Genomic DNA, 19,701 nt, shown 5'->3' with positions numbered 1-19,701 from the left:
GCCGAGCGCAAGCCCGATTCCCGCGGCTCCGGCACCGAGCGCGCCGGCCGCCGAACCCGCCGATTCCCACGTGCCCCAGGAGGCCCAGCCATGACCATCCCGCAGCTTCCCGACGAGAACGCCGGCCGCGCGCGCTGGTTGAAGATCACAGCGGCCGCATGGCTGCTGCTCGTGAGCATCCTGGCCGTGGTCAACAGCGTGGGCCTGTCGCGCCTGAGCGAGCAAAGCCAGGCCAGCGCCCAGGATGCCCACGTGCAGGCGCTCAACACGCGCGTCGCCGAACTCGAACAGCAGGCGGCGGCCTCGAAGAACCAGCCCAAGCCCGTCACCCAACCCGACTTCGAGGCCGCCCGCAAGTTGCTGGACGAACGCCTGGCACAGGTGGAGCACACCCAGGGCGCAGACGCCCATGCCGGCGACTTGCAGGCGCTGCAGGCGCGCATGGGCGACCTCGAAGCTCGCATGAAGCGAACCGCCGCGCCTGCCGCGGCACCCCGGCGCACCGCCGAGCCGGCCAAGCCCAAGGTGCCCGAACCGCCGTTCAACGTCGTGGGCGTGGAGCTGCGCGGCGGCGAGCGCTTCCTGTCGGTGGCGGCACCCAAGGCGTCGTCGGTGCTGGACGTGTGGCTGCTGCGCGAAGGCGATGCCGTGGGCGCGTGGCATCTGCTGGCGATCGAGGCGCGCGCCGCCGTGTTCCGCGTGGATGGACAGACCCAGCGCCTCGCGCTGCCGTAGGAGCCGGCCATGAAGCACGCCGCGATCTGCTTCGCCGCCATCCTCGCCGCTGTCGCAGGAACGGCAGGCACGGCCTCGGCACAGTCGGCGCCGGTCGCGTCCTCGCGCACGGTGCCCGCCCAGATTCAGAACAGCAGCGACGCCGCGCTGGACGAACGGCTGGCGCGCGATTGGGGCCTGCGCTCCGATGAGTGGGCGCGCTACCGCCAACTGATGCAGGGGCCGCTGGGCATCTATTCCCCGAACCTCGATCCGCTCACGGCGCTGGGCATCGAGGCGCGCAGCGACGAGGAACGCAACCGCTATGCGGAGCTGCAGGTGCAGGCGGAATCGAAGCGCGTGGGCAAGACGCTGGCCTACCAGCGGGCCTACGACGCGGCGTGGAAGCGGCTCTATCCGGGACAGCAGCGCGTGAACATGCCGGGTGCGAAGGCGCCGGGCGCCGGCAACCGGGGCTCGGGCCGGCTGGCGGTTTTCGTGAAGGCCGAGTGCCCGTCGTGCGAGCAGCGCGTGCGCCAGCTGCAGGTGGCCGGCACCGCCTTCGACCTCTACATGGTCGGCAGCCGCCAGGAGGACGCCCGCATCCGCCAGTGGGCGACGCAGGCCGGCATCGACGCCGGCCGCGTGCGCTCCCGCACCATCACGCTCAACCATGACGCCGGGCGCTGGCTGTCGCTCGGCCTGCCCGGCGATCTGCCCGCCGTGGTGCGCGAGGTCAACGGCCAATGGCAGCGGCAGTAACCCGCCGTGCAGGCTGCGCGGCCTTGGTCCTCGGCCTCAGCGCCCATGCCGCCATCGTCTTCGGCCAGGAGGTGCCACCACCCGCCTACCAGCTCGCCGCCCAGCAGGCGGGCGTGCCGTCGCCGGTGCTGTATGCGGTGGCGCTGCAGGAGAGCGGCGCCCGGCTGCGCGGCCGGCTGATCCCGTGGCCGTGGACGCTCAACGTCGCCGGCCGCGCCGAACGCTATGCCACGCGGGCCGAGGCCTGCGCCGGCATCCGCCGGGCGCTCGCCCGCACGCCGGTCAACCGCATCGACGCCGGCCTCGGCCAGGTCAACCTCGGCTACCACGCGCACCGCTACGCGCATCCCTGCGAGCTGCTCGACCCATACCGCAACCTCGCCATCGCCGCGGAAATCCTGCAGGAGCAGCACACGCCGGGCGAGGACTGGCTGGTCGCCATCGGCCGCTACCACCGCCCCGCGGGCGGGGCGCCCGCCGCCCGTTACCGCCGCAGCGTCCACCAGCACCTGACCCGCGTGCTCGGGCCGGGAGCCTCACTTCCCTCTGCCCGGAGTCCCATGCCATGAACCGCATCCTCGTCGCCGCGACTGCGGCGCTGCTGGCCACCACCGCAGACGCGCAGGACCGCGGCCCCGTTACCAAGAACAGTTCCCCGCCGCTGATCGTGGTCGAGGACAAAGGCGGCACCTCGGCGCTGCCGTACTACCGGGCCTTGAATCCGCAGGATGCGCAGCCCGGTCAGCCAGCCACGCCGCAAACCAAGCCGCGCATTGGCGGCCCGGCCGAAGCCGAGGCGGCCATGCTGCCGGTGCGCTCGATGCGGCTGACACCCGGCGACGAGCCGCGCCGCGTGATCCGCGCGCCGGGCCTGACGCCGCTGTTCCTGATCGGCGACGACGACCGCTCACGAGCCTGGCTCCAACGACGGGGCAAGGACTTGCAGGCGCTACGCGCCGTGGGCTTGGTGGTCAACGTGGCGACGCCCGAAGCCCTGGCCGCGCTGCGTCGCCTCGCACCGGGCTTGATGCTGTCGCCGGCCTCGGGCGACGAGCTGGCGCAGCGCTTGGGGCTCAAGCACTACCCGGTGCTGATCACCGCCACCGGCATCGAGCCCTGACGTGACGTGAAGCACCCGCCATGCCCCAGTCCCAAGCCGTCGAAGTCTTGCTGCGGCCAGCGGTGGAGCTATACACCGTCGCGGTCTGTGCGGGCGCCGCGTTTCTGTGCCTGGTGGCCCCGTGGTCGCTCGCGCTGAGTCCCTTGCTGGGCCTGGGCAGCGCGCTCGCTTTCCTCACCTTCGGCGCGCTGCGCTTTCGCGACGCCTGGGCCATCCTGCGCTACCGGCGCAACATCCGGCGCCTGCCGCGCTACGTGATGACCAGCCGCGACGTGCCGGTCAGCCAGCAGCGGCTGTTCGTCGGCCGGGGCTTCCACTGGGACCAGCGTCACACGCACCGACTGATGCAGACGTATCGGTCGGAGTTCCGTCGCTACGTGGAGCCGACGGCAATCTATCGGATGGCACGGCGCATGGAAGAGCGCCTGGAGTTCGCGCCGTACCCGTTGTCCAAGATGGCGAAGGCCCTGGCCTGGGACAGCCCGCTGAACCCGGCGCGGCCGCTGCCGCCGGTGGGCGGCCTGCCGCGGCTGCACGGCATCGAGCCGCACGAGGTCGACGTCACCCTGCCGTTGGCCGAGCGCGTCGGCCACAGCTTGGTGTTAGGCACCACGCGCGTCGGCAAGACCCGCCTGGCCGAGCTGTTCATCACGCAGGACATCCGGCGCAAGGTCAATGGACAGCACGAGGTCGTGATCGTCTTCGATCCCAAGGGCGATGCGGATCTGTTGAAGCGCATGTACGTGGAGGCCAAGCGCGCCGGACGCGAAGGCGAGTTCTACGTTTTCCACCTGGGCTGGCCGGACATCAGCGCCCGCTACAACGCGGTGGGCCGCTTCGGACGCATCTCGGAAGTTGCCACGCGCATCGCCGGCCAGCTTTCCGGTGAAGGCAACAGCGCGGCGTTCCGCGAGTTCGCCTGGCGCTTCGTCAACATCATCGCGCGGGCGTTGGTCGAGCTGGGGCAGCGGCCCGACTACCTGCTGATCCAGCGCCATGTCATCAACATCGATGCGCTGTTCATCGAGTACGCCCAGCACTACTTCGCCCGGAACGAGCCCAAGGCCTGGGAGGTCATCGTCCAGCTCGAAGCCAAGCTGAACGACAAGAACATCCCGCGCAACATGATCGGCCGCGAGAAGCGCGTCGTCGCGCTGGAGCAGTACCTGTCGCAGGTGCGCATCTACGACCCTGTGCTCGACGGCCTGCGCAGCGCGGTGCGCTACGACAGGACGTACTTCGACAAGATCGTCGCATCGCTCCTACCGCTGCTGGAGAAGCTGACCACCGGCAAGATCGCGCAGTTGCTGGCGCCGAACTATTCGGACCTCGCCGACCCACGCCCGATCTTCGACTGGATGCAGATCATCAGGAAGCGGGCCGTGGTCTATGTCGGCCTCGATGCACTGTCGGACGCGGAAGTCGCGGCGGCGGTCGGCAATTCGATGTTCTCCGACCTCGTATCCGTCGCGGGTCACATCTACAAGTTCGGCATCGACGACGGCCTGCCGGGTGCCGCGACGGGCATCAAGGTGCCCATCAACGTCCATGCCGACGAGTTCAACGAACTCATGGGCGACGAGTTCATACCCATGGTCAACAAGGGCGGCGGCGCGGGCGTCCAGGTCACGGCCTACACGCAGACCCTCTCGGACATCGAGGCACGCATCGGCAACCGCGCGAAGGCGGGCCAGGTGGTGGGCAACTTCAACAACCTGTTCATGCTGCGCGTGCGCGAGACCGCCACGGCCGAACTGCTGACGCGGCAACTGCCCAAGGTCGAGGTCTACACGACGACGGTGATGAGCGGCGCCACCGACAGCTCGGACCCGACCGGCAACACCGCCTTCACCTCCAACACGCAGGACCGCATCAGCAGCAACAGCGTGCCGCTGATTGAACCGGCGCACGTGGTCGGGCTGCCCAAGGGCCAGTGCTTTGCACTGATCGAGGGCGGGCACCTCTGGAAGGTGCGCATGCCCTTGCCGGCGCCCGACCCCGACGAGGCCATGCCCAAGGATTTGCAGGAGCTGGCCGGCTACATGCGCCAGCACTACGTTGAGGCCGGCGATTGGTGGGACAACAATGGGCTTCCCGGACTGCAGGACCAAGCACTGCCCGACGACTTGCTCGCCGACTTCAAGCAGATGGCCAGCGCGGATGAAGGGGCCACGGCATGAGCGACCCCGCCGTCGCCGTCCAGCGCCAGCAGGTTCGCCAGCAGGGCCTGATCGCAGGCCTCATCACGCTGCCGTTCCGGCTGTTCGGGGTGTTGGCCGGTTCGCTGGTGCTGTGCATCGCGATCGAGTGCATCGGCATGCACTTCTTCTGGCCCGAGCAGGGCTGGCGCCATGCGCAGGGCATGCTGAACTACGAGCTGTCGCAGGTCTCGGAGCATTTCACGCAAAGCGTGCTGGTGCAGGAGCCGGGGCGCAGCGCCCTCCAGCTCGTCGAGTGGGCCTACCAAGGACTGTTCGTGAAAACGGGCCTGCTGGACTGGATACGCGACGCGGCGGCGCAATCGCGTGCCGGCGCGCGCAGCCAGGCGCAGGACTTCCGCTACTACATCGGTCAGCTCTACGTGCATGTCGAGAGCTACCTGATCGCCTCGGCGTACACAGTGCTGGTGTTCCTCGTGCGGCTGCTGGTGCTGGCCCTGACCTTGCCGCTGTTCCTGATGGCGGCCTTCACCGGCCTGGTGGACGGGCTCGTGCGCCGCGACGTGCGTGGCTTCGGCGCCGGCCGCGAATCGGGCTTCGTCTACCACCGGGCGAGAGCCAGCCTGATGCCGCTGGCGGTGCTGCCCTGGGTCACTTACCTCGCGCTGCCGGTCAGCGTGCATCCGCTGCTGATCCTGCTGCCCAGCGCGGCGCTGCTCGGCGTCGCGGTGTGCATCGCGTCGGCGACGTTCAAGAAGTATCTGTGAAAGCGGTTCAAGATAATCTCCGTCTCACTCTTCATGGCGACTCATCGACACCAAACATCCTTTGACCTTTGACACTGCATCCACCCTACATCTTCGAGGCCATGTGGCCACTCAGACACACGAACGCAAATGGCCTCAGCGGCGCCTGCTGCGTCCCGGCCACGGTAGCTGCCCAGTGAGTTCAGCCAAGCCACCGTCGTCCTCGACGCGTACACCGAAGCGGTTCACTTCGACCTCAGGTAAATCGTCGCTGTCGAACCAGAGCAGCGAGGTCGTGGTGTCAGTACGTGCGTAGTGCCTGGAGAGTTCCCAGAGATCGAGGCCCTTTTCCCAGTTGTCGAACCAGATGTCTTGTGCAACCTCATCTGTGTCGGCAGCACTGCTGCCTGAAGAACGGAGACGGTGAGCCACAGAGCCGACAGGAATGGCAGACCTGGGAGATATCCAAGCCCCAGCCTGTCGCAAACTGGTGGAGCGTGCCGCGTAGCGCACTGCACCGCGCTCCATGGTGACGAAGGCGCAAGGGATGTCGCTGAGGGAGGCGAACCGCGACGCAGCGGCGGGAAATGATGTGCTGAAAAGCGCCGCCATGCCCTGGATCAGCTCCAGCGAAGGTTCTTCCTTGGGCACAAGCGATAGCCATTGCTGATACGGCATCAGCAACTCGGCGGCGAAAGTGTCGCATGCGATTTCGTTCGGATGCCGCTTCGCATAGGACCAGGACGGCACCTCTTCGTGGCTCGATTCCAGCGCAAGGACGATATGCGCAATTTCGTGGCAGATGGTGAAGCGTTGGCGTTCTTCTGTCTCCAGCGAATTCACCGTGATCACGTGCTTGCCATTCGGCTTGGTGATCGTGTAGCCGGACTCCCCCTCACTAAGCTCCTCTTTCTTGACTTTGGCGTTGGCCGCGACCACATAGGGCGTCAGGTCTTCTCGGATGCCGGACACATCAACCTTCGCAACAAAGGCCCGTGCTTTCTGTGTGACATCCGCTTCATCCATATTCAGTCATCCTCGTCCTCGAATGCTCGCTGTATCCGGGCGATCAGTGTCGCGGGATCGGGCCTTGTATTTCCACGATGCCTCACGCCTGCTGCAGCCGAAAAGATGTCGATGCTGATGGAAGGATCGTTCAGCACGAATTCAACAAGGCGGGGATCGGCCTCCGCATGGTCGACAAGCCACATCACCAGCGCAGCATCTCTTTCACCTGGTTTGAGAACCTTCAGCAGCTTCTCGACTAAGTCCACTGACGGATTTGTCTTTTCGCCGGACTCCAGCCGGTGGACATAGGCATGGTCCACCGAAGACAGTTGACCGATTTCGCGCAATGAGAGGGTTCTGCGCTCGCGTAGCGTCTTGAGGGCGACGCCCAGGCCTGTTTGTGACATCCGTTCCGTTCCTTGTGGCTGCGGCGGACAACGGTGTGTGTCCGGTCCGAAGCAGTTGCGTTCTGCGGCACCAAGCCCACCATTTGCAGCTTGGCACCAAGTCTGATACATTGTTGTCCAGCCAGACAACAGAAGTGAGTTCTACGACTGCAGCAAGTTGATTTGGCTTGACTCGCCCGTTGTCTGCAAGAGCAACGAATTTTGCTTCAACCGGTGGTCATTGGCAACCCGGCCGGCTGGCCGGGGTCTCGATGGTTCAACTTTAGGAAATTCGCCATGACAGGCAAAAATCAGCATGTAGTTCCTCACCAGGACGGTTGGGCCGTCAAGGGTGCCGGCAATCAACGGGCAACCTCCGTGCACGATACGCAGCAGCAGGCCATTGACGCGGCGCGGGACATCGCACGCAACCAGCAGTCCGAACTGGTCATCCACCGTCCGGACGGTCGCATCCGTGACAAGGACAGCCACGGTAACGACTCCTTCCCGCCGAAGGGCTGAGTGCCATGATGGGCGTGCCCACCTACCATGTGCTCGCCCTGTCTGGGGGCGGCTATCGCGGCTTGTACACAGCGACGGTTCTTGCCGAGCTTGAAGCCGTGCTAGGCCGCCCCATCGCTTCGCACTTCGACCTGATCTGCGGCACCTCTGCAGGCGGGATGCTGGCCTTGGGGCTGGCCGCGGAAATCCCCGCCATTGAACTCAAAGCCTTGTTCGAACGACAGGGCTCCCGCATCTTTGGTTGCCGAAGTCTCGCTCGGCGCCTTCTGGGCTTCTGGTTGACCGCCAAGCACGACTCCGCAGGGTTGCGGGGCGTGCTGACCGAGCGCTTTCAAGACGCCACGATCGGCAACTTGAAGCACCGCGTTCTCGTGCCAGCCGTCAACTACTCGACGGGGCGCGGCCAGTTCTTCAAAACGCCTCACCATCCCTCATTTGAGATGGACCACCGCATGAGGATCGTGGATGTGGCGTTGGCGACCGCCGCTGCGCCCGTTTACTTTCCGCTAGCGCGCAACGATCGTGGCGTCTTTGCGGATGGAGGACTGGTCGGCAATGCGCCAGGACTGTTCGGGCTGCACGAGGTCAATACGTTCCTCGCGCCGAAACAGAATGCACTGGTCCGGGTGCTGTCCATCGGCACGATGACGATCGGTGCAACCGTCCGTGGCGGCGCCAGCCTCGACCGCGGATTCGGCAAGTGGCGCGGAGGGCTGTTCGATCTGGTGATCTCTGCCCAGGAGTCGTCGGTGGACTACATGCTGCGCCAGTCGTTGGGTAGCAACTACTTCCAGATCGACGACAAGGCCACGCCCGATCAAAGCAAGGACGTAAAGTCGCTGGACCGGGTTTCCATCGGCGCCACGAATACGCTGAAGGACCGCGGCAATCATGCAGCGCAGCGCGCGCTTGGCGACCCTCTTTTCCAACCGTTTCGAGCGCACCAGGCCGGCGCACCCACCTTCTATCACGGCCCCAACAAGAATGTGCCGGAGGCCGAATGCTGAACCTGAGCCCGCTTTTCTTTACCACCGTCGATGACGAATCCTGCATGCATGACGAGCTGGATCTGTCGCCCGAGCAACGAGCCTGGATCGCCAGCGCCCGAAATGATGTCAGGAACTGCCTTCGCACCGGAATTCCGCGCGTGCTGCGCGAACGCAGGTACACGGACGACGTGCCGCAGCCACGCTTCTTCACGCAAGGATCGTGGGCGTACAAGACCTTGAACGGCCCGGCACAACGGCCCCAGCAGGCGGATGTCGATGATGGTTGCTATCTGCCGTTGAGTTTTGTCTCGCAGACGAAGCGTCCCAGCAGGGCCACAACGGTGTTCTTTGCAGCTGCTGAAGAAGCCTTGAGGCTGTTGGTCGAGGAGAAGCACTGGAAGCTTGTCACCGACAAGCCGACATGCATCCGGATTGTCATTGCGGCCTATGCCCACATCGACATTCCGTTGTACGCCATCCCCGACGAAGAATTCGTCACGCTCGCGAAAGCCTCGATGGAGCGATACGGCTATGACTCGCTGACGGAGGCGGTGAACATGGCAGAGCGGGATGCCTGGACGGCATTGCCCGCTGATAAAGTGCTCCTGGCTCACCGCGAGTGCAACTGGATGCCCTCCGACCCCAGGCCTGTGAAGGAATGGTTTTTGGGCGAGGTGGAGGCCAAGGGCGAACAGTTCCGCCGCGTGATTCGCTACTTGAAGGCGTTTCGCGATTGGCGGTGGTCGAGCGGTGGACCGGCTTCGATTCTGTTGATGGCCGCTGCGGCTCCGCTATTCGAGAAGCGGGATCGGCGCGACGACCTGGCGTTGCTGGATGTCGTCGCGGCATTGCCGGCCCGGCTGCGCGCGGGGGTGAACAACCCCGTTGATGAGTCGGAGTCGCTTACTGCACGCCTTGGTAAAGAGGGCGTCGAAGAGGCTGCGAAAGCGTTCGAAGCATTCGAAAAAGTGCTGCGCGGAGCCACCAACGCCGGCAGCCCTTCACAGGCCTGCGTCTGGATGCAAGGCGAATTCGGTCCGCGTTTTCCGAACGAGCCGGACCGGGTCAAGGTGGTATCCGTTGTCGCCACCATTGCCGCAGCGCCGGCTACGGCTGGTCCGAGCGAATTGGTCGGGCGCACGAAGGCCGGATGAGCAGCGTCGCCGTGGTCTCCGATGTGGTCGAAGCCTTCAGGCTGCAAGGCTTCGAGTTTGTCGGCAAGACGGACGACGGCTGGTTCAAGCTGAGGGGGCCGTTGATCCCGTGCGGCGCGGACGATGGCATTCCATGTGAGGTTCAGCTCGACCCTACCTTCTTCGACCTGCCTCGCATTCGGCTGCTCGAAATTCCGCCTGAACTGCCCAATGCAGTTCCTCATCTTGGCGCGGAGGGCGGCCTTTGCTATCTGGCCAAGGGAACTGTCGTGCTGGACATCTACGATCCTGTAGGGCAGTCCTTGGCGTGCCTGCAACGGGCGGCAGCGGTGCTCGGGCAGATCTTGAAGGGCGAGATGATCGAAGATCTCGCCGAAGAGTTCTTTGCCTACTGGAACGGCTGGCTTTGTTTTGTGGACATGCAAGGCGAAGATCTGGGGCGACAAAACTGTATCGTTGCGCAAGCCAATGGGAATCCACTCTGGTTCATCACCGACAACGAAGATCGAACAACAAGAAAGTTGCATTCACTCGGCTACCAGGTCACTGATAAAACGGTGCTGACATACCGGGTCAAGACCACCGCGCAACCCCGCCCACTAACCAGCCACTGGCCCCCCGAAACGGTGGGGGACGTCTTGGCTTGGCAAAGCACCCTGGACCCACGGTGTCGGCGCAAGATTCACGAACGAATCAAGGAAGGGCAAAGCAAAAAAGCAAATGGCGTCCTGATCATCATCGAATCGCCACTGATGACCTACGGCTTTGCCGTGCTCTTTGACCACCAAGTGAGTCAAAAGACCAAGCTTGCTGATCGCAGGGATTCGAGTTTTGGGCTGAAGGTAATGCCCGTCTCAGTGATCAGGATCGATGACCGGTATCTGGCCCAGCGCAACATCCCCAAGTCGAAAACGTTGGCGGGGAAACGAATCGCACTTGTGGGTTGCGGCACGATCGGCGGATACCTCTCGGACATGCTGGTCAAGGCCGGGGCAGGATCATGCGGAGGGAAACTCACGCTGGTGGATTTTGATGGCCTCCTTCCACAGAACATCGGACGGCATCGGCTCGGCTTCCCGGACCTGTTGTCGAACAAGGCTGAGGCGATGGCGAAGGAACTCAAGCGCTTGTCGCCAGGCGTCGAGGTTCATGCGCTCCCCGTGGACGTGAGACAGGCCCAACTGGGAAAGCTGGACCTACTCATCGATGCCACCGGCGAAGAATCCCTCGGGCATTGGCTGTGCGGCCGCTACAGGGCTCCCACGCCCATGCTTTCTGTTTGGATCGAAGGGCCGGGAACGGCTGTGCGTGCGCTCCTGAGAACGAACGCATCGGGTGCGTGCTACCGATGCCTATGGCAGAGCCACAGAAGAGGCGAACTTCGCTCGACCATTGATGCTCTGCCTAACATCTTGGCAGGCCACGGGTGCGAGGGCTTGTATGTGCCATTTCCGGCTTCGGTGTCGGTGCAGGCAGCCAGCTTGGGTGCTGAGATGGCCCTTGATTGGGTCAAGGGCGTCCACTCTCCTGCATTGCGGACCCGGCTGATCGACCAGACCCATCATCTGGCCACGCCTGACTGCGATCCTCTGCGAGATCATGATTGCCCTCTATGCAATTCCTAGGGTCCTGGGCAACTGGCGACAAGAGCAGGTTGCTGCATTTTTCGACCCAGACGCTGGAGACATTCAGTCAGCATATCCAGGCTAGTGATACCGACTGCGAAGCGGGCGGACTCTTGCTTGGTTCTGTACATGGAGCCCATTTGCTCATTGAGCAGGCGACGGTTCCTACCGCGTGGGACAAGCGGTTTCGCTATCTGTTCGAGCGGATGCCGTTTGGTCATGAGGCTATTGCGTTGTCGCGATGGACGGCGAGTCAGGGAACTGTCCGCTATTTAGGCGAATGGCATACCCACCCGGAAGACCATCCCCAGCCTTCTAGCCTTGACAGATCTGAATGGACTTTGTTGGCAGCGCAGCGTCGGGACAAGCGGCCAGTGCTCGCTGTCATCATCGGGCGTAGATCTCTGTATGCAGAGTTGGTGCCGAGATCAGGCGAAGGGTCGATATTCTTCCCCGTGGAGTAGAGCACTAGCGCAACAACCATCATCGTCTTGACTTGCACCTCCACTCAGACGGTAGTGCATTAAAGACGACGTCATCGGGGAAATTCCTTCCTCTGCAGCGGAGTTTGCCGCGGAAAGCGGTGGCTGGCCGGTTCCGATTGATTGCGGCGCCGGAAGACCGGCCGTTTGAGCATCGAGCCATCCGCATCCCTCGGAGAACGGCTCGATGGAAACCACTCGCAATCCCGCGCAGGTTCGGCGCTTCGCCGTCGAGGCACCCTGGGCCGTGCGTGTTGCCGCGCTGCTGCTTGCCGCTGCCGGATTGCAGCCCGCCATCGCCGCTGACGCCTCCGACAACGCTGCGGAGCGCGAGATGCTCGCCGCGGTAACGCGCCAGCTCGAACTGCTGGACCGCCTCGCCGAGCACGCCGCCACCACCGCGCCGCAGGAGCGCGCCCGCTACCACTTCGACTACGCGCGGCTGCGCGCCGACCTGGAGCGCGTGCGCACCGGCGTGCGCGACTACCTCGTTCCGCAACGCGCCCAGCCGCGTGATCCCGTGCCGCTGGCCGGTGACTACACGCGCAGTAACGCGGCGCCTGCGACGTCGCCCAAGGAGGCGCCGTCGTCATGACGCCTTCCGCCGATCAGGTCGCCGCCTTCACGGCCAACGGCGGCTTCGCGCCCGGGGCCGTCTCCACCGTCGTGCTCGGCTTCGTCTTCGCCATCCTGCTGCTGTGGGGCGTGTGGGCGATGCGCACTGCCTATGTCGGCTGGGCCGAGCACCACCTGACCCAACGCCAGTTCCTCGGCGTCATCGTGCGCTTCGTCGCGATGTACCTGGTGCTGGGCTTTTTCCTCCTGTCCTGACCCCATGAAAGGTACTTCGCCATGAACGCTCCCGCTACTTCTCGCCGTCCCACGTCGCGGCCCGCCGCGCGCATCGCCGCGCTGCTGATCCCGCTGGGCATCGCCGCCACGCCGCTGCCGTCGTTCGCCGACCTTCCCACGCTGGAAGACCCGTCGCGCGGCACCGGCAGCGGCATCATGCAGACGCTGCAAAACTACGGCTACGACATCGTGCTGCTGATCGCGCTGCTCGTCGTCGCCTCGATGTTCGTCGGCGTCTGCTACCACGCCTACACGCGCTACGCCGAGATCCACACCGGCCGCGCAACGTGGGGGCAGTTCGGGTTGACCGTCGCGGTGGGCGCGATCCTGCTGGTCGTCGGCATCTGGCTGCTGACCAAGGCTACCGGCGTCCTGTAAGGCCCGGCAACGATGGCCGGCGCCCTGGAGAGTCCGTCGCGCGACGGGCTCGTGACCTTCCTGCCACACCGCCTCAACCGCCACCCGGTGGTCGTGCGCGGGCTCACGGCCGACGAGCTGTGGGTCTGCGCCGGGCTGTCCGGCGCGGCCGGTCTCGTGGCCGGCGTACCGCTGGCCTGGCTGACGCACAGCATCGCGATGGTGCCCACGCTGATCGTCGCCGGCATCGGTGTCGGTGTCTTCGTGGGCGGCGGCCTGCTGCGGCGGTGGAAGCGCGGCCGGCCCGACACCTGGCTGTACCGCCAGCTCCAGTGGCGCCTCGCGCTGCGCTACCCCGCGCTGGCTGCGCATGCGGGCGGGGGCCAGCTCATCACCCGGTCGGGCTGGTGGTCCACGCGGCGCCTGCGGCCCGATCCGTCCCTGCGTCGAGGTAGACCATGAGCCGATTCAAGAACGAGGTCGCGCACCTGCAGGCGCATGTGAAGACCTTGCGCCTGGCTGGCGCCGCACTGTTCGTCGTGGCGCTGCTGCTCGGCTTCGGCTGGTGGAGCGCACCCAAGAGCCTGACCATCCACGTGCCACCCGACCTGCGCTCGGGCAGCACGCGCAAGTGGTGGGACGTGCCGCCGGAGAGCGTCTACGCCTTCACCTTCTACATTTGGCAGCAGGCCCAGCGCTGGCCGACCAATGGCGAGCAGGACTACCCGCGCAACCTGCATGCACTGTCTGCGTACTTCACGCCGAGCTGCCGTGCCTTCCTGCAGCAGGACTACGAATTCCGGCGCAGCAACGGCGAGCTACGCCAGCGCGTGCGCGGCATCTACGAGATTCCCGGCCGCGGCTACGGCGACGAGCCGGCCATGCGCGTGCGCACCGTGTCGGCCAACAACTGGATCGTCACGCTGGACGTGAGCGCCGACGAGTACCTGGGCGCCGAGCAGGTCAAGCGCGCGCTCGTGCGCTATGCACTCAAGGTTGTGCGCATGGACGTGGACCCCGAGCGCAACCCCTTCGGCCTGGCGCTGGACTGCCATGCACGCGCGCCGGAGCGCATCGAGACCCCGCCGCCTGCGGCGCCGCCCGGCCGGGCCGCAAGCGCCGGCTCCAACTTGCAGGGAGACACCCCATGAAGTCCCTCGTGAAGCGTTCATCTGCGGCGGCCCTGGCTGGCCTGCTGCTGTGCCTGGCCTTCGTGCCTGCGGCCCATGCCGTCGAAATCCTGCGCTGGGAGCGCCTGCCGCTGGCGGTGCCGCTGGTGGTCGGCCAGGAGCGCGTGGTGTTCATCGAGCGCAACGTGCGCATCGGTGTGCCGCCCACGGTTGGCGAGCAGTTGCGCGTGCAGAGCGCTGGTGGCGCGATCTACCTGCGCGCGAGCGCGCCGATCCCGCCCACACGGCTGCAACTGCAGGACGTGGAGTCGGGCGCGCTGATCCTGCTGGACATCGCGGCCGAGCCGGCGAAGGCGGGCCAGCCTGCACTCGAACCCGTGCGCATCGTCGAAGGCGACGTGCCGGCGACGCGCTACGGCGAGCCGGCCAAGCCGGCGGACGACGATGCGGAGCGCACCGTACCCGCAGCGAAGCGCGCCACGCCGGTGGCGGTTGTGCTCACGCGCTATGCGGCGCAGAACCTCTACGCGCCGCTGCGCACCGTGGAGCCCGTTCCCGGCCTCGGCCGCGTCAATCTGCGCCGTGGGCTGGAGCTTTCCACCTTGCTGCCCACACTGCCGGTGCGTGCGCAGGCGCTGGCCGCTTGGCGGCTCGAAGACCAGTGGGTGACGGCGGTGAAGCTCACCAACGCCTCCGGGCGCTGGCTCGACCTCGATCCCCGCGCGCTGCAGGGCGACTTTCTCGCCGCGACCTTCCAGCACCCGAATCTGGCGCCGGCCGGCCGCGCCGCCGACACCACGGTGGTCTACCTCGTGACCCGTGGCCACGGCCTGGCCGAGTCGCTGCTGCCCAAGCTCTCACCGATCGACGCGACGGTGAACCTGCCGCCGGCCGCGGCGGCCGGCCAGGCCGAAGGAGGTGCCCGCCATGAAAAGTAACCCCCTCCTGAAGTGGCTGCTGATCCCGATGGCGCTGGTGCTGCTGTTCGTCGGCATCAAGATGTTCTCCGGGGATCGCGGCGCCAAGCCCGTTCCGGCCGGCAGCGCCAACTCGCTCACGCCCGAAGAGATGAAGGCGCTGGGCATCGAGGGCGACACGCCGCGCGATACCGTTGCCACACTGGTGGCCCAGGTCAAGCAGTTGCGCAACGAGCTGCAGACGGCGCTCAACGACAACAAGAACCAGAAGAGCGAGAACGAGCGTATGCGCGCGCGGGAAAGCGCGATCGACCAGCGCATCCAGTCCGCGCTGGATGGTGAACGCGGCCGCCTGCAGCAGGACCGCGAGCAGTTGGCCGGCGACCGCCAGCAGACCCAGGGCCTGCTGCAAGACCTGCAGCGGCGCCTGGATGGGCTTTCCGGCAAGGGCGGCCAGGCCGATCTGCCGGTCGGGCTCGGCCTGGAGGACGGCGACGGCAAGGGCTTCAGCGGCAGCCAGGGCGGCGCCGCGCGCAGCACCAGCGGCACGCGCTGGGTGGAACCGGACGATGCGAAGCCTTCGGCGAAGAACGGCAGCAGCGGCGGCCTGAACTTTCCGACCAGCTTCGGGCCGGCGCAGAAGACGCTTTCCGACACGGCCGACAACGTGGCCAGCACCGTCGCGGATGCAGGCAGCCGCGCCGTGGGCACGTCGTCCAAGCCGGTCTACACGGTGCCGTCGAACTCGACGCTGATGGGCTCCATCGCGATGACCGCGCTGATCGGCCGCGTGCCGATCGACGGCACGGTCAACGACCCGTACCCCTTCAAGGTGCTGATCGGCCCGGACAACCTCACCGCCAACGGCATCGACATTCCCGACGTGGCGGGCGCGGTGGTCAGCGGCACGGCCTCGGGCGACTGGACGCTTTCCTGCGTGCGCGGCCAGATTCGCTCGGTGACGTTCGTCTTCAACGACGGCACGGTGCGCACGATGCCGGAGGACGGCAACCGCAACCAGAGCGGCGGCGGCCAGGGCAATGGTGCAAACAGCACGACGCAAGGCGGCCTGGGCTGGATCAGCGATCCCTACGGCATCCCCTGCGTCAGCGGCGAACGGCGCAGCAACGCGCAGCAGTACCTGGGTTCGCAAGCCCTCATCACCGCGGCCGGCGCCGGCGCCGCTTCACTGATCAAGTCGGACAACGGCAGCGTGGCCGTGGTCGCTAACAGCAACGGCTCGCTTGGCACGGTAGGCATCAGCGGCAACGAGGCGATGGGCCGCATCCTGGCCGGGGGCGTCCGCGACATGGCCGATTGGGTCAACAAGCTTTACGGCCAAGCCTTCGCCGCCGTCTACGTGCGGCCCGGCGCCAAGGTCGCGGTGCATCTGGAGCAGCCGCTCAACATCGACTACGACGCCAAGGGGCGCCGGGTCAATCAACGCATCGGAGGCAAGCATGCGTCGGATTTGGATTGAATCGGCCGCGATCCTGTGCGCGGTCCTGGTGCTGGGCGGCTGCGCCACCAGCAAGGACAAGTTGCTGCCGCACGGCGATCACACCATGCTCGACGTGTGGAATCAGGAGACGGGCGGCAGCGCCGGTGGTGGGCAAGCAGCGCGGCAACTGCTCGATGCACGCCAGGACTTGCGCCGGCCGCTGACCGAGGCCGACGTGCAGGCGGTGCCCGCCGCCGCTGCCGCCTACACGCGCACCGCGGCCAACGAGATTTACCGCCAGTTCCGACGCCTGCCGAACCCGGACCTAGTGATGTACGTGTTCCCGCACCTGGCCGGCACCGACCCGGTGCCCGTGCCCGGCTACACCACCGTGTTCCCGCTCTACCAGCGCGTGCAGTACGCGATGCCTGGCGAGCGCCTGGAGGACTACTGATGGCTTGGTCGTTGCCCTGGGCACGCAAGGCCGTCACGCCCGCCGGCCCCGACCTGGATGCCGATGACGCCTGGTCGCAGCATGTCTCGACGCTGGCCGCGCACGGCATTCCCGAGCCCGGCAGCGCGATGGGCAGCCAGCCGCGCCCGCCGACCACCGAAGCGGACCTGCAGGCGCTCTACGGCGTGGCACCGTCCTTCGCCGACCTGTTGCCGTGGATGGAGTACCTGCCCGGCTCCAAGAGCATGTTGCTGGAAGACGGCCAGTCGGTTGCGGGCTTCTTCGAACTGGCCCCGGTCGGCACCGAAGGCCGTGAGATGGCCTGGCTGTGGCAGGCACGCGATGCACTGGAGAACGCGCTGCAGGACTCGTTCGACGAACTCGACGAGAACCCGTGGGTCGTGCAGCTCTACGCCCAGGACGAATCGACCTGGGACACCTACCTGCGCGGGCTGGCCGACTATGTGCGGCCGCGCGCCCAGGGCAGCGCCTTCACGGACTTCTACCTGCGTTTCTTTGGGCACCACCTGCGCGCCATTGCCAAGCCCGGCGGGCTGTTCGAGGACACCACGGTGACGCGGCTGCCGTGGCGCGGCCAGGTCCGGCGCGTGCGAATGGTGGTCTACCGGCGCGCGAACGCTACGACCGCATCGCGGCGCGGCCAGTCCCCCGAGCAGGCGTTGACGACGATCTGCGACCGGCTCGTGGGCGGCCTCGCCAACGCGGGCGTGAAATCCCGCCGCATGGAGGCGGCCGACATCCACGACTGGCTGCTGCGCTGGTTCAACCCGCACCCGACGCTGCTCGGCCCCAGCGCCGACGACCGCGAGCGCTTCTATGCGCTCACGCGCTACCCCGAGGCAGTCGAAGACGGCGAGATCGAGCTGGCCAGCGGAGACTTCGCGCAGCGCCTGTTCTTCGGCCAGCCGCGCTCGGACGTGGCGAACGGCACGTGGCTGCTCGACGGCATGCCGCACCGGATCATCGTGATGGACCGGTTGCGCATGCCGCCTGCGACCGGCCACGTCACCGGCGAAACGCGCAAGGGCGGCGATGCCGTCAACGCGCTGTTCGACCAGATGCCCGAGGACACGGTGATGTGCCTGACCGTCGTCGCGACGCCGCAGGACGTGCTCGAAGGGCACCTGAACCACCTGAGCAAGAAGTCGGTCGGCGAGACGCTGGCTTCGGAGCAGACGCGCCGCGACGTGCAGGAAGCGCGCGGGCTGATCGGCAGCGCGCACAAGCTCTACCGCGGTGCGCTTGCCTTCTATCTGCGCGGACGCGACCTCGCGCAGCTCGACGCCCGCGGCCTGCAACTGGTCAACGTCATGCTCAACGCCGGCCTGCAGCCGGTGCGCGAGGAAGACGAGGTGGCGCCGCTCAACAGCTACCTGCGCTGGCTCCCGTGCGTGTTCGATCCGGCCACCGACAAGCGCCAGTGGTACACGCAACTGATGTTCGCGCAGCACGCGGCGAACCTCGCGCCGGTGTGGGGCCGCAGCCAGGGCACCGGCAATCCGGGCATCACGTTCTTCAACCGCGGCGGCGGGCCGATCACCTTCGACCCGCTGAACCGGCTCGACCGGCAGATGAACGCTCACCTGTTCCTGTTCGGTCCCACCGGCTCGGGCAAAAGCGCCACGCTCAACAACATCCTGAACCAGGTGACGGCGATCTACCGGCCGCGGCTGTTCATCGTCGAGGCGGGCAACAGCTTCGGCCTGTTCGGCGACTTCGCGGCGCGGCTAGGCATGAAGGTGCATCGCGTTAAGCTGGCCCCCGGTGCCGGGGTGAGCCTCGCGCCGTTCGCCGACGCCCACCGGCTGGTGGAAACGCCCAGCCAGGTGCAGACGCTGGATGCCGACGCCCTGGACGAGGACCGCGACGAAGCGGCACAGGCAGCGGATGCCGACGAGCAGCGTGACGTGCTGGGGGAACTGGAAATCACCGCGCGGCTGATGATCACCGGCGGCGAGGACAAGGAAGAGGCGCGCATGACGCGCGCCGACCGCAGCCTGATCCGCCAGTGCATCCTCGATGCGGCCCAGCGTTGCGTGGCCAACCAGCGCACCGTCCTGACGCGCGACGTGCGCGATGCGCTGCGCGAGCGCGCCCGCGATACGGCACTACCCGAGGTGCGGCGCGCGCGGCTGCTGGAAATGGCCGACGCGATGGATATGTTCTGCCAGGGCGTGGACGGCGAGATGTTCGACCGGCCCGGCACGCCCTGGCCCGAGGCCGACATCACCATCGTCGATCTGGCGACCTTCGCACGCGAGGGCTACAACGCGCAGCTTTCCATCGCCTACATCAGCCTTATCAACACGGTCAACAACATCGCCGAGCGCGACCAGTTCCTCGGCCGGCCGATCATCAACGTGACGGACGAGGGGCACATCATCACCAAGAACCCGCTGCTTGCGCCCTACGTCGTCAAGATCACGAAGATGTGGCGCAAGCTCGGCGCCTGGTACTGGCTGGCGACGCAGAACATCGACGACCTGCCCAAGGCCGCCGAGCCCATGCTCAACATGATCGAGTGGTGGATCTGCCTCTCGATGCCGCCCGACGAGGTGGAGAAGATCGCGCGCTTTCGCGAGCTGAACGCGGCGCAGAAGGCGCTGATGCTGTCGGCCCGCAAGGAGGCCGGCAAGTTCAGCGAGGGCGTGATCCTTTCCAAGAGCATGGAAGTGCTATTCCGCGCGGTGCCGCCCAGCCTGTACCTGGCGCTGGCTCAGACCGAGCCGGAAGAGAAGGCCGAGCGTTTCCAGTTGATGCAGCAGTACGGCATCGGCGAACTGGACGCCGCTTTCAAGATCGCCGAGAAGATCGACCGCGCCCGCAGCATCGAGCCGCTGGTGCTCGATGCGCTGGCGTGAC

22 protein-coding genes are annotated in these 19,701 nt (G+C 66.3%); 20 read left to right on the top strand and 2 right to left on the bottom strand.

The features are described 5' to 3' along the window. The first annotated feature begins 90 nt into the window (after window positions 1-90). Genes AOZ49_RS12945 through AOZ49_RS12920 form a run of 6 tightly spaced genes read left to right on the top strand, consistent with a single transcriptional unit; the run spans window position 91 to window position 5,522 of the window. The gene (locus tag AOZ49_RS12945) at window positions 91-735 is read left to right on the top strand and encodes a hypothetical protein (RefSeq protein ID WP_004265569.1); all 645 of its coding nucleotides are present in this window, start codon (window positions 91-93) and stop codon (window positions 733-735) included. A gap of 9 nt (window positions 736-744) precedes the next feature. Continuing rightward, window positions 745-1,476 (top strand): TIGR03759 family integrating conjugative element protein, encoded by a 732-nt coding sequence (locus AOZ49_RS12940; RefSeq protein WP_004265574.1) that lies wholly within the window; start codon window positions 745-747, stop codon window positions 1,474-1,476. After that, window positions 1,461-2,045: a lysozyme family protein gene (locus AOZ49_RS12935; RefSeq protein WP_016451647.1), complete on the top strand. Its 585-nt coding sequence runs from the start codon at window positions 1,461-1,463 to the stop codon at window positions 2,043-2,045. Before AOZ49_RS12940 ends, AOZ49_RS12935 begins: the two co-directional genes overlap by 16 nt. Next, complete coding sequence (locus AOZ49_RS12930) at window positions 2,042-2,596, top strand: integrating conjugative element protein (RefSeq protein ID WP_004265578.1); 555 nt, start codon at window positions 2,042-2,044, stop codon at window positions 2,594-2,596. Before AOZ49_RS12935 ends, AOZ49_RS12930 begins: the two co-directional genes overlap by 4 nt. Window positions 2,597-2,616: 20 nt before the next feature. Further along, entirely contained in the window at window positions 2,617-4,776 is a 2,160-nt protein-coding gene (gene traD, locus AOZ49_RS12925; protein ID WP_004265579.1) for a type IV conjugative transfer system coupling protein TraD, read from the top strand. After that, window positions 4,773-5,522 (top strand): TIGR03747 family integrating conjugative element membrane protein, encoded by a 750-nt coding sequence (locus AOZ49_RS12920; protein ID WP_054475722.1) that lies wholly within the window; start codon window positions 4,773-4,775, stop codon window positions 5,520-5,522. The genes traD and AOZ49_RS12920 overlap by 4 nt, the downstream gene beginning before the upstream one ends. Before the next feature lie 135 nt (window positions 5,523-5,657). Here the strand turns inward: AOZ49_RS12920 and AOZ49_RS12915 are convergent, their stop codons facing one another. Further along, the gene (locus AOZ49_RS12915; protein WP_003454806.1) at window positions 5,658-6,527 is read right to left on the bottom strand and encodes an ImmA/IrrE family metallo-endopeptidase; all 870 of its coding nucleotides are present in this window, start codon (window positions 6,525-6,527) and stop codon (window positions 5,658-5,660) included. A gap of 2 nt (window positions 6,528-6,529) precedes the next feature. Beyond that, a complete protein-coding gene (locus AOZ49_RS12910) occupies window positions 6,530-6,916 on the bottom strand; it encodes a helix-turn-helix domain-containing protein (protein ID WP_003454804.1) in 387 nt (128 codons plus the stop codon). A 276-nt stretch (window positions 6,917-7,192) separates the two neighbouring features. On the opposite strand from AOZ49_RS12910, the gene AOZ49_RS12905 reads away from it, so the two are divergent. The 14 genes from AOZ49_RS12905 to AOZ49_RS12845 all read left to right on the top strand — a co-directional run bounded on the left by AOZ49_RS12905 (window position 7,193) and on the right by AOZ49_RS12845 (window position 19,700). After that, on the top strand, window positions 7,193-7,417 hold the full coding sequence (locus AOZ49_RS12905; protein WP_003454802.1) for a DUF2188 domain-containing protein: 225 nt from the start codon (window positions 7,193-7,195) through the stop codon (window positions 7,415-7,417). A gap of 5 nt (window positions 7,418-7,422) precedes the next feature. Further along, a complete protein-coding gene (locus AOZ49_RS12900) occupies window positions 7,423-8,424 on the top strand; it encodes a CBASS cGAMP-activated phospholipase (RefSeq protein ID WP_004265593.1) in 1,002 nt (333 codons plus the stop codon). Further along, window positions 8,418-9,560, top strand: a complete 1,143-nt coding sequence (locus AOZ49_RS12895; RefSeq protein WP_054475720.1) for a CBASS cGAMP synthase — start codon at window positions 8,418-8,420, stop codon at window positions 9,558-9,560. The genes AOZ49_RS12900 and AOZ49_RS12895 overlap by 7 nt, the downstream gene beginning before the upstream one ends. Further along, a complete protein-coding gene (locus AOZ49_RS12890) occupies window positions 9,557-11,185 on the top strand; it encodes a ThiF family adenylyltransferase (RefSeq protein WP_003454796.1) in 1,629 nt (542 codons plus the stop codon). Before AOZ49_RS12895 ends, AOZ49_RS12890 begins: the two co-directional genes overlap by 4 nt. Then, window positions 11,173-11,649, top strand: coding sequence for a Mov34/MPN/PAD-1 family protein (locus AOZ49_RS31740; protein WP_082380428.1), 477 nt, complete (start codon window positions 11,173-11,175; stop codon window positions 11,647-11,649). The genes AOZ49_RS12890 and AOZ49_RS31740 overlap by 13 nt, the downstream gene beginning before the upstream one ends. Window positions 11,650-11,854: 205 nt before the next feature. Then, window positions 11,855-12,262, top strand: a complete 408-nt coding sequence (locus tag AOZ49_RS12885; RefSeq protein ID WP_004265602.1) for an integrative conjugative element protein, RAQPRD family — start codon at window positions 11,855-11,857, stop codon at window positions 12,260-12,262. Beyond that, entirely contained in the window at window positions 12,259-12,498 is a 240-nt protein-coding gene (locus AOZ49_RS12880) for a TIGR03758 family integrating conjugative element protein (RefSeq protein ID WP_003454790.1), read from the top strand. The genes AOZ49_RS12885 and AOZ49_RS12880 overlap by 4 nt, the downstream gene beginning before the upstream one ends. Before the next feature lie 21 nt (window positions 12,499-12,519). Then, window positions 12,520-12,897 (top strand): TIGR03745 family integrating conjugative element membrane protein, encoded by a 378-nt coding sequence (locus tag AOZ49_RS12875; RefSeq protein WP_003454787.1) that lies wholly within the window; start codon window positions 12,520-12,522, stop codon window positions 12,895-12,897. A gap of 12 nt (window positions 12,898-12,909) precedes the next feature. Beyond that, window positions 12,910-13,338: a TIGR03750 family conjugal transfer protein gene (locus AOZ49_RS12870; protein ID WP_003454784.1), complete on the top strand. Its 429-nt coding sequence runs from the start codon at window positions 12,910-12,912 to the stop codon at window positions 13,336-13,338. After that, window positions 13,335-14,027 (top strand): PFL_4703 family integrating conjugative element protein, encoded by a 693-nt coding sequence (locus AOZ49_RS12865; RefSeq protein ID WP_003454780.1) that lies wholly within the window; start codon window positions 13,335-13,337, stop codon window positions 14,025-14,027. Before AOZ49_RS12870 ends, AOZ49_RS12865 begins: the two co-directional genes overlap by 4 nt. Further along, window positions 14,024-14,944 (top strand): TIGR03749 family integrating conjugative element protein, encoded by a 921-nt coding sequence (locus AOZ49_RS12860; protein ID WP_003454777.1) that lies wholly within the window; start codon window positions 14,024-14,026, stop codon window positions 14,942-14,944. Before AOZ49_RS12865 ends, AOZ49_RS12860 begins: the two co-directional genes overlap by 4 nt. Beyond that, window positions 14,934-16,403: a TIGR03752 family integrating conjugative element protein gene (locus AOZ49_RS12855; protein ID WP_031329113.1), complete on the top strand. Its 1,470-nt coding sequence runs from the start codon at window positions 14,934-14,936 to the stop codon at window positions 16,401-16,403. Before AOZ49_RS12860 ends, AOZ49_RS12855 begins: the two co-directional genes overlap by 11 nt. Next, window positions 16,384-16,818: a TIGR03751 family conjugal transfer lipoprotein gene (locus AOZ49_RS12850; RefSeq protein ID WP_004265606.1), complete on the top strand. Its 435-nt coding sequence runs from the start codon at window positions 16,384-16,386 to the stop codon at window positions 16,816-16,818. The genes AOZ49_RS12855 and AOZ49_RS12850 overlap by 20 nt, the downstream gene beginning before the upstream one ends. Next, the gene (locus AOZ49_RS12845) at window positions 16,818-19,700 is read left to right on the top strand and encodes a conjugative transfer ATPase (RefSeq protein WP_004265608.1); all 2,883 of its coding nucleotides are present in this window, start codon (window positions 16,818-16,820) and stop codon (window positions 19,698-19,700) included. The genes AOZ49_RS12850 and AOZ49_RS12845 overlap by 1 nt, the downstream gene beginning before the upstream one ends. Window position 19,701: the final 1 nt, after the last annotated feature.

Origin of the sequence: Achromobacter sp. 2789STDY5608615 (assembly GCF_001298995.1) — a bacterium.
Lineage (GTDB): Bacteria > Pseudomonadota > Gammaproteobacteria > Burkholderiales > Burkholderiaceae_B > Achromobacter > Achromobacter insuavis.
This window is presented reverse-complemented; position numbering and strand designations above follow the sequence as displayed.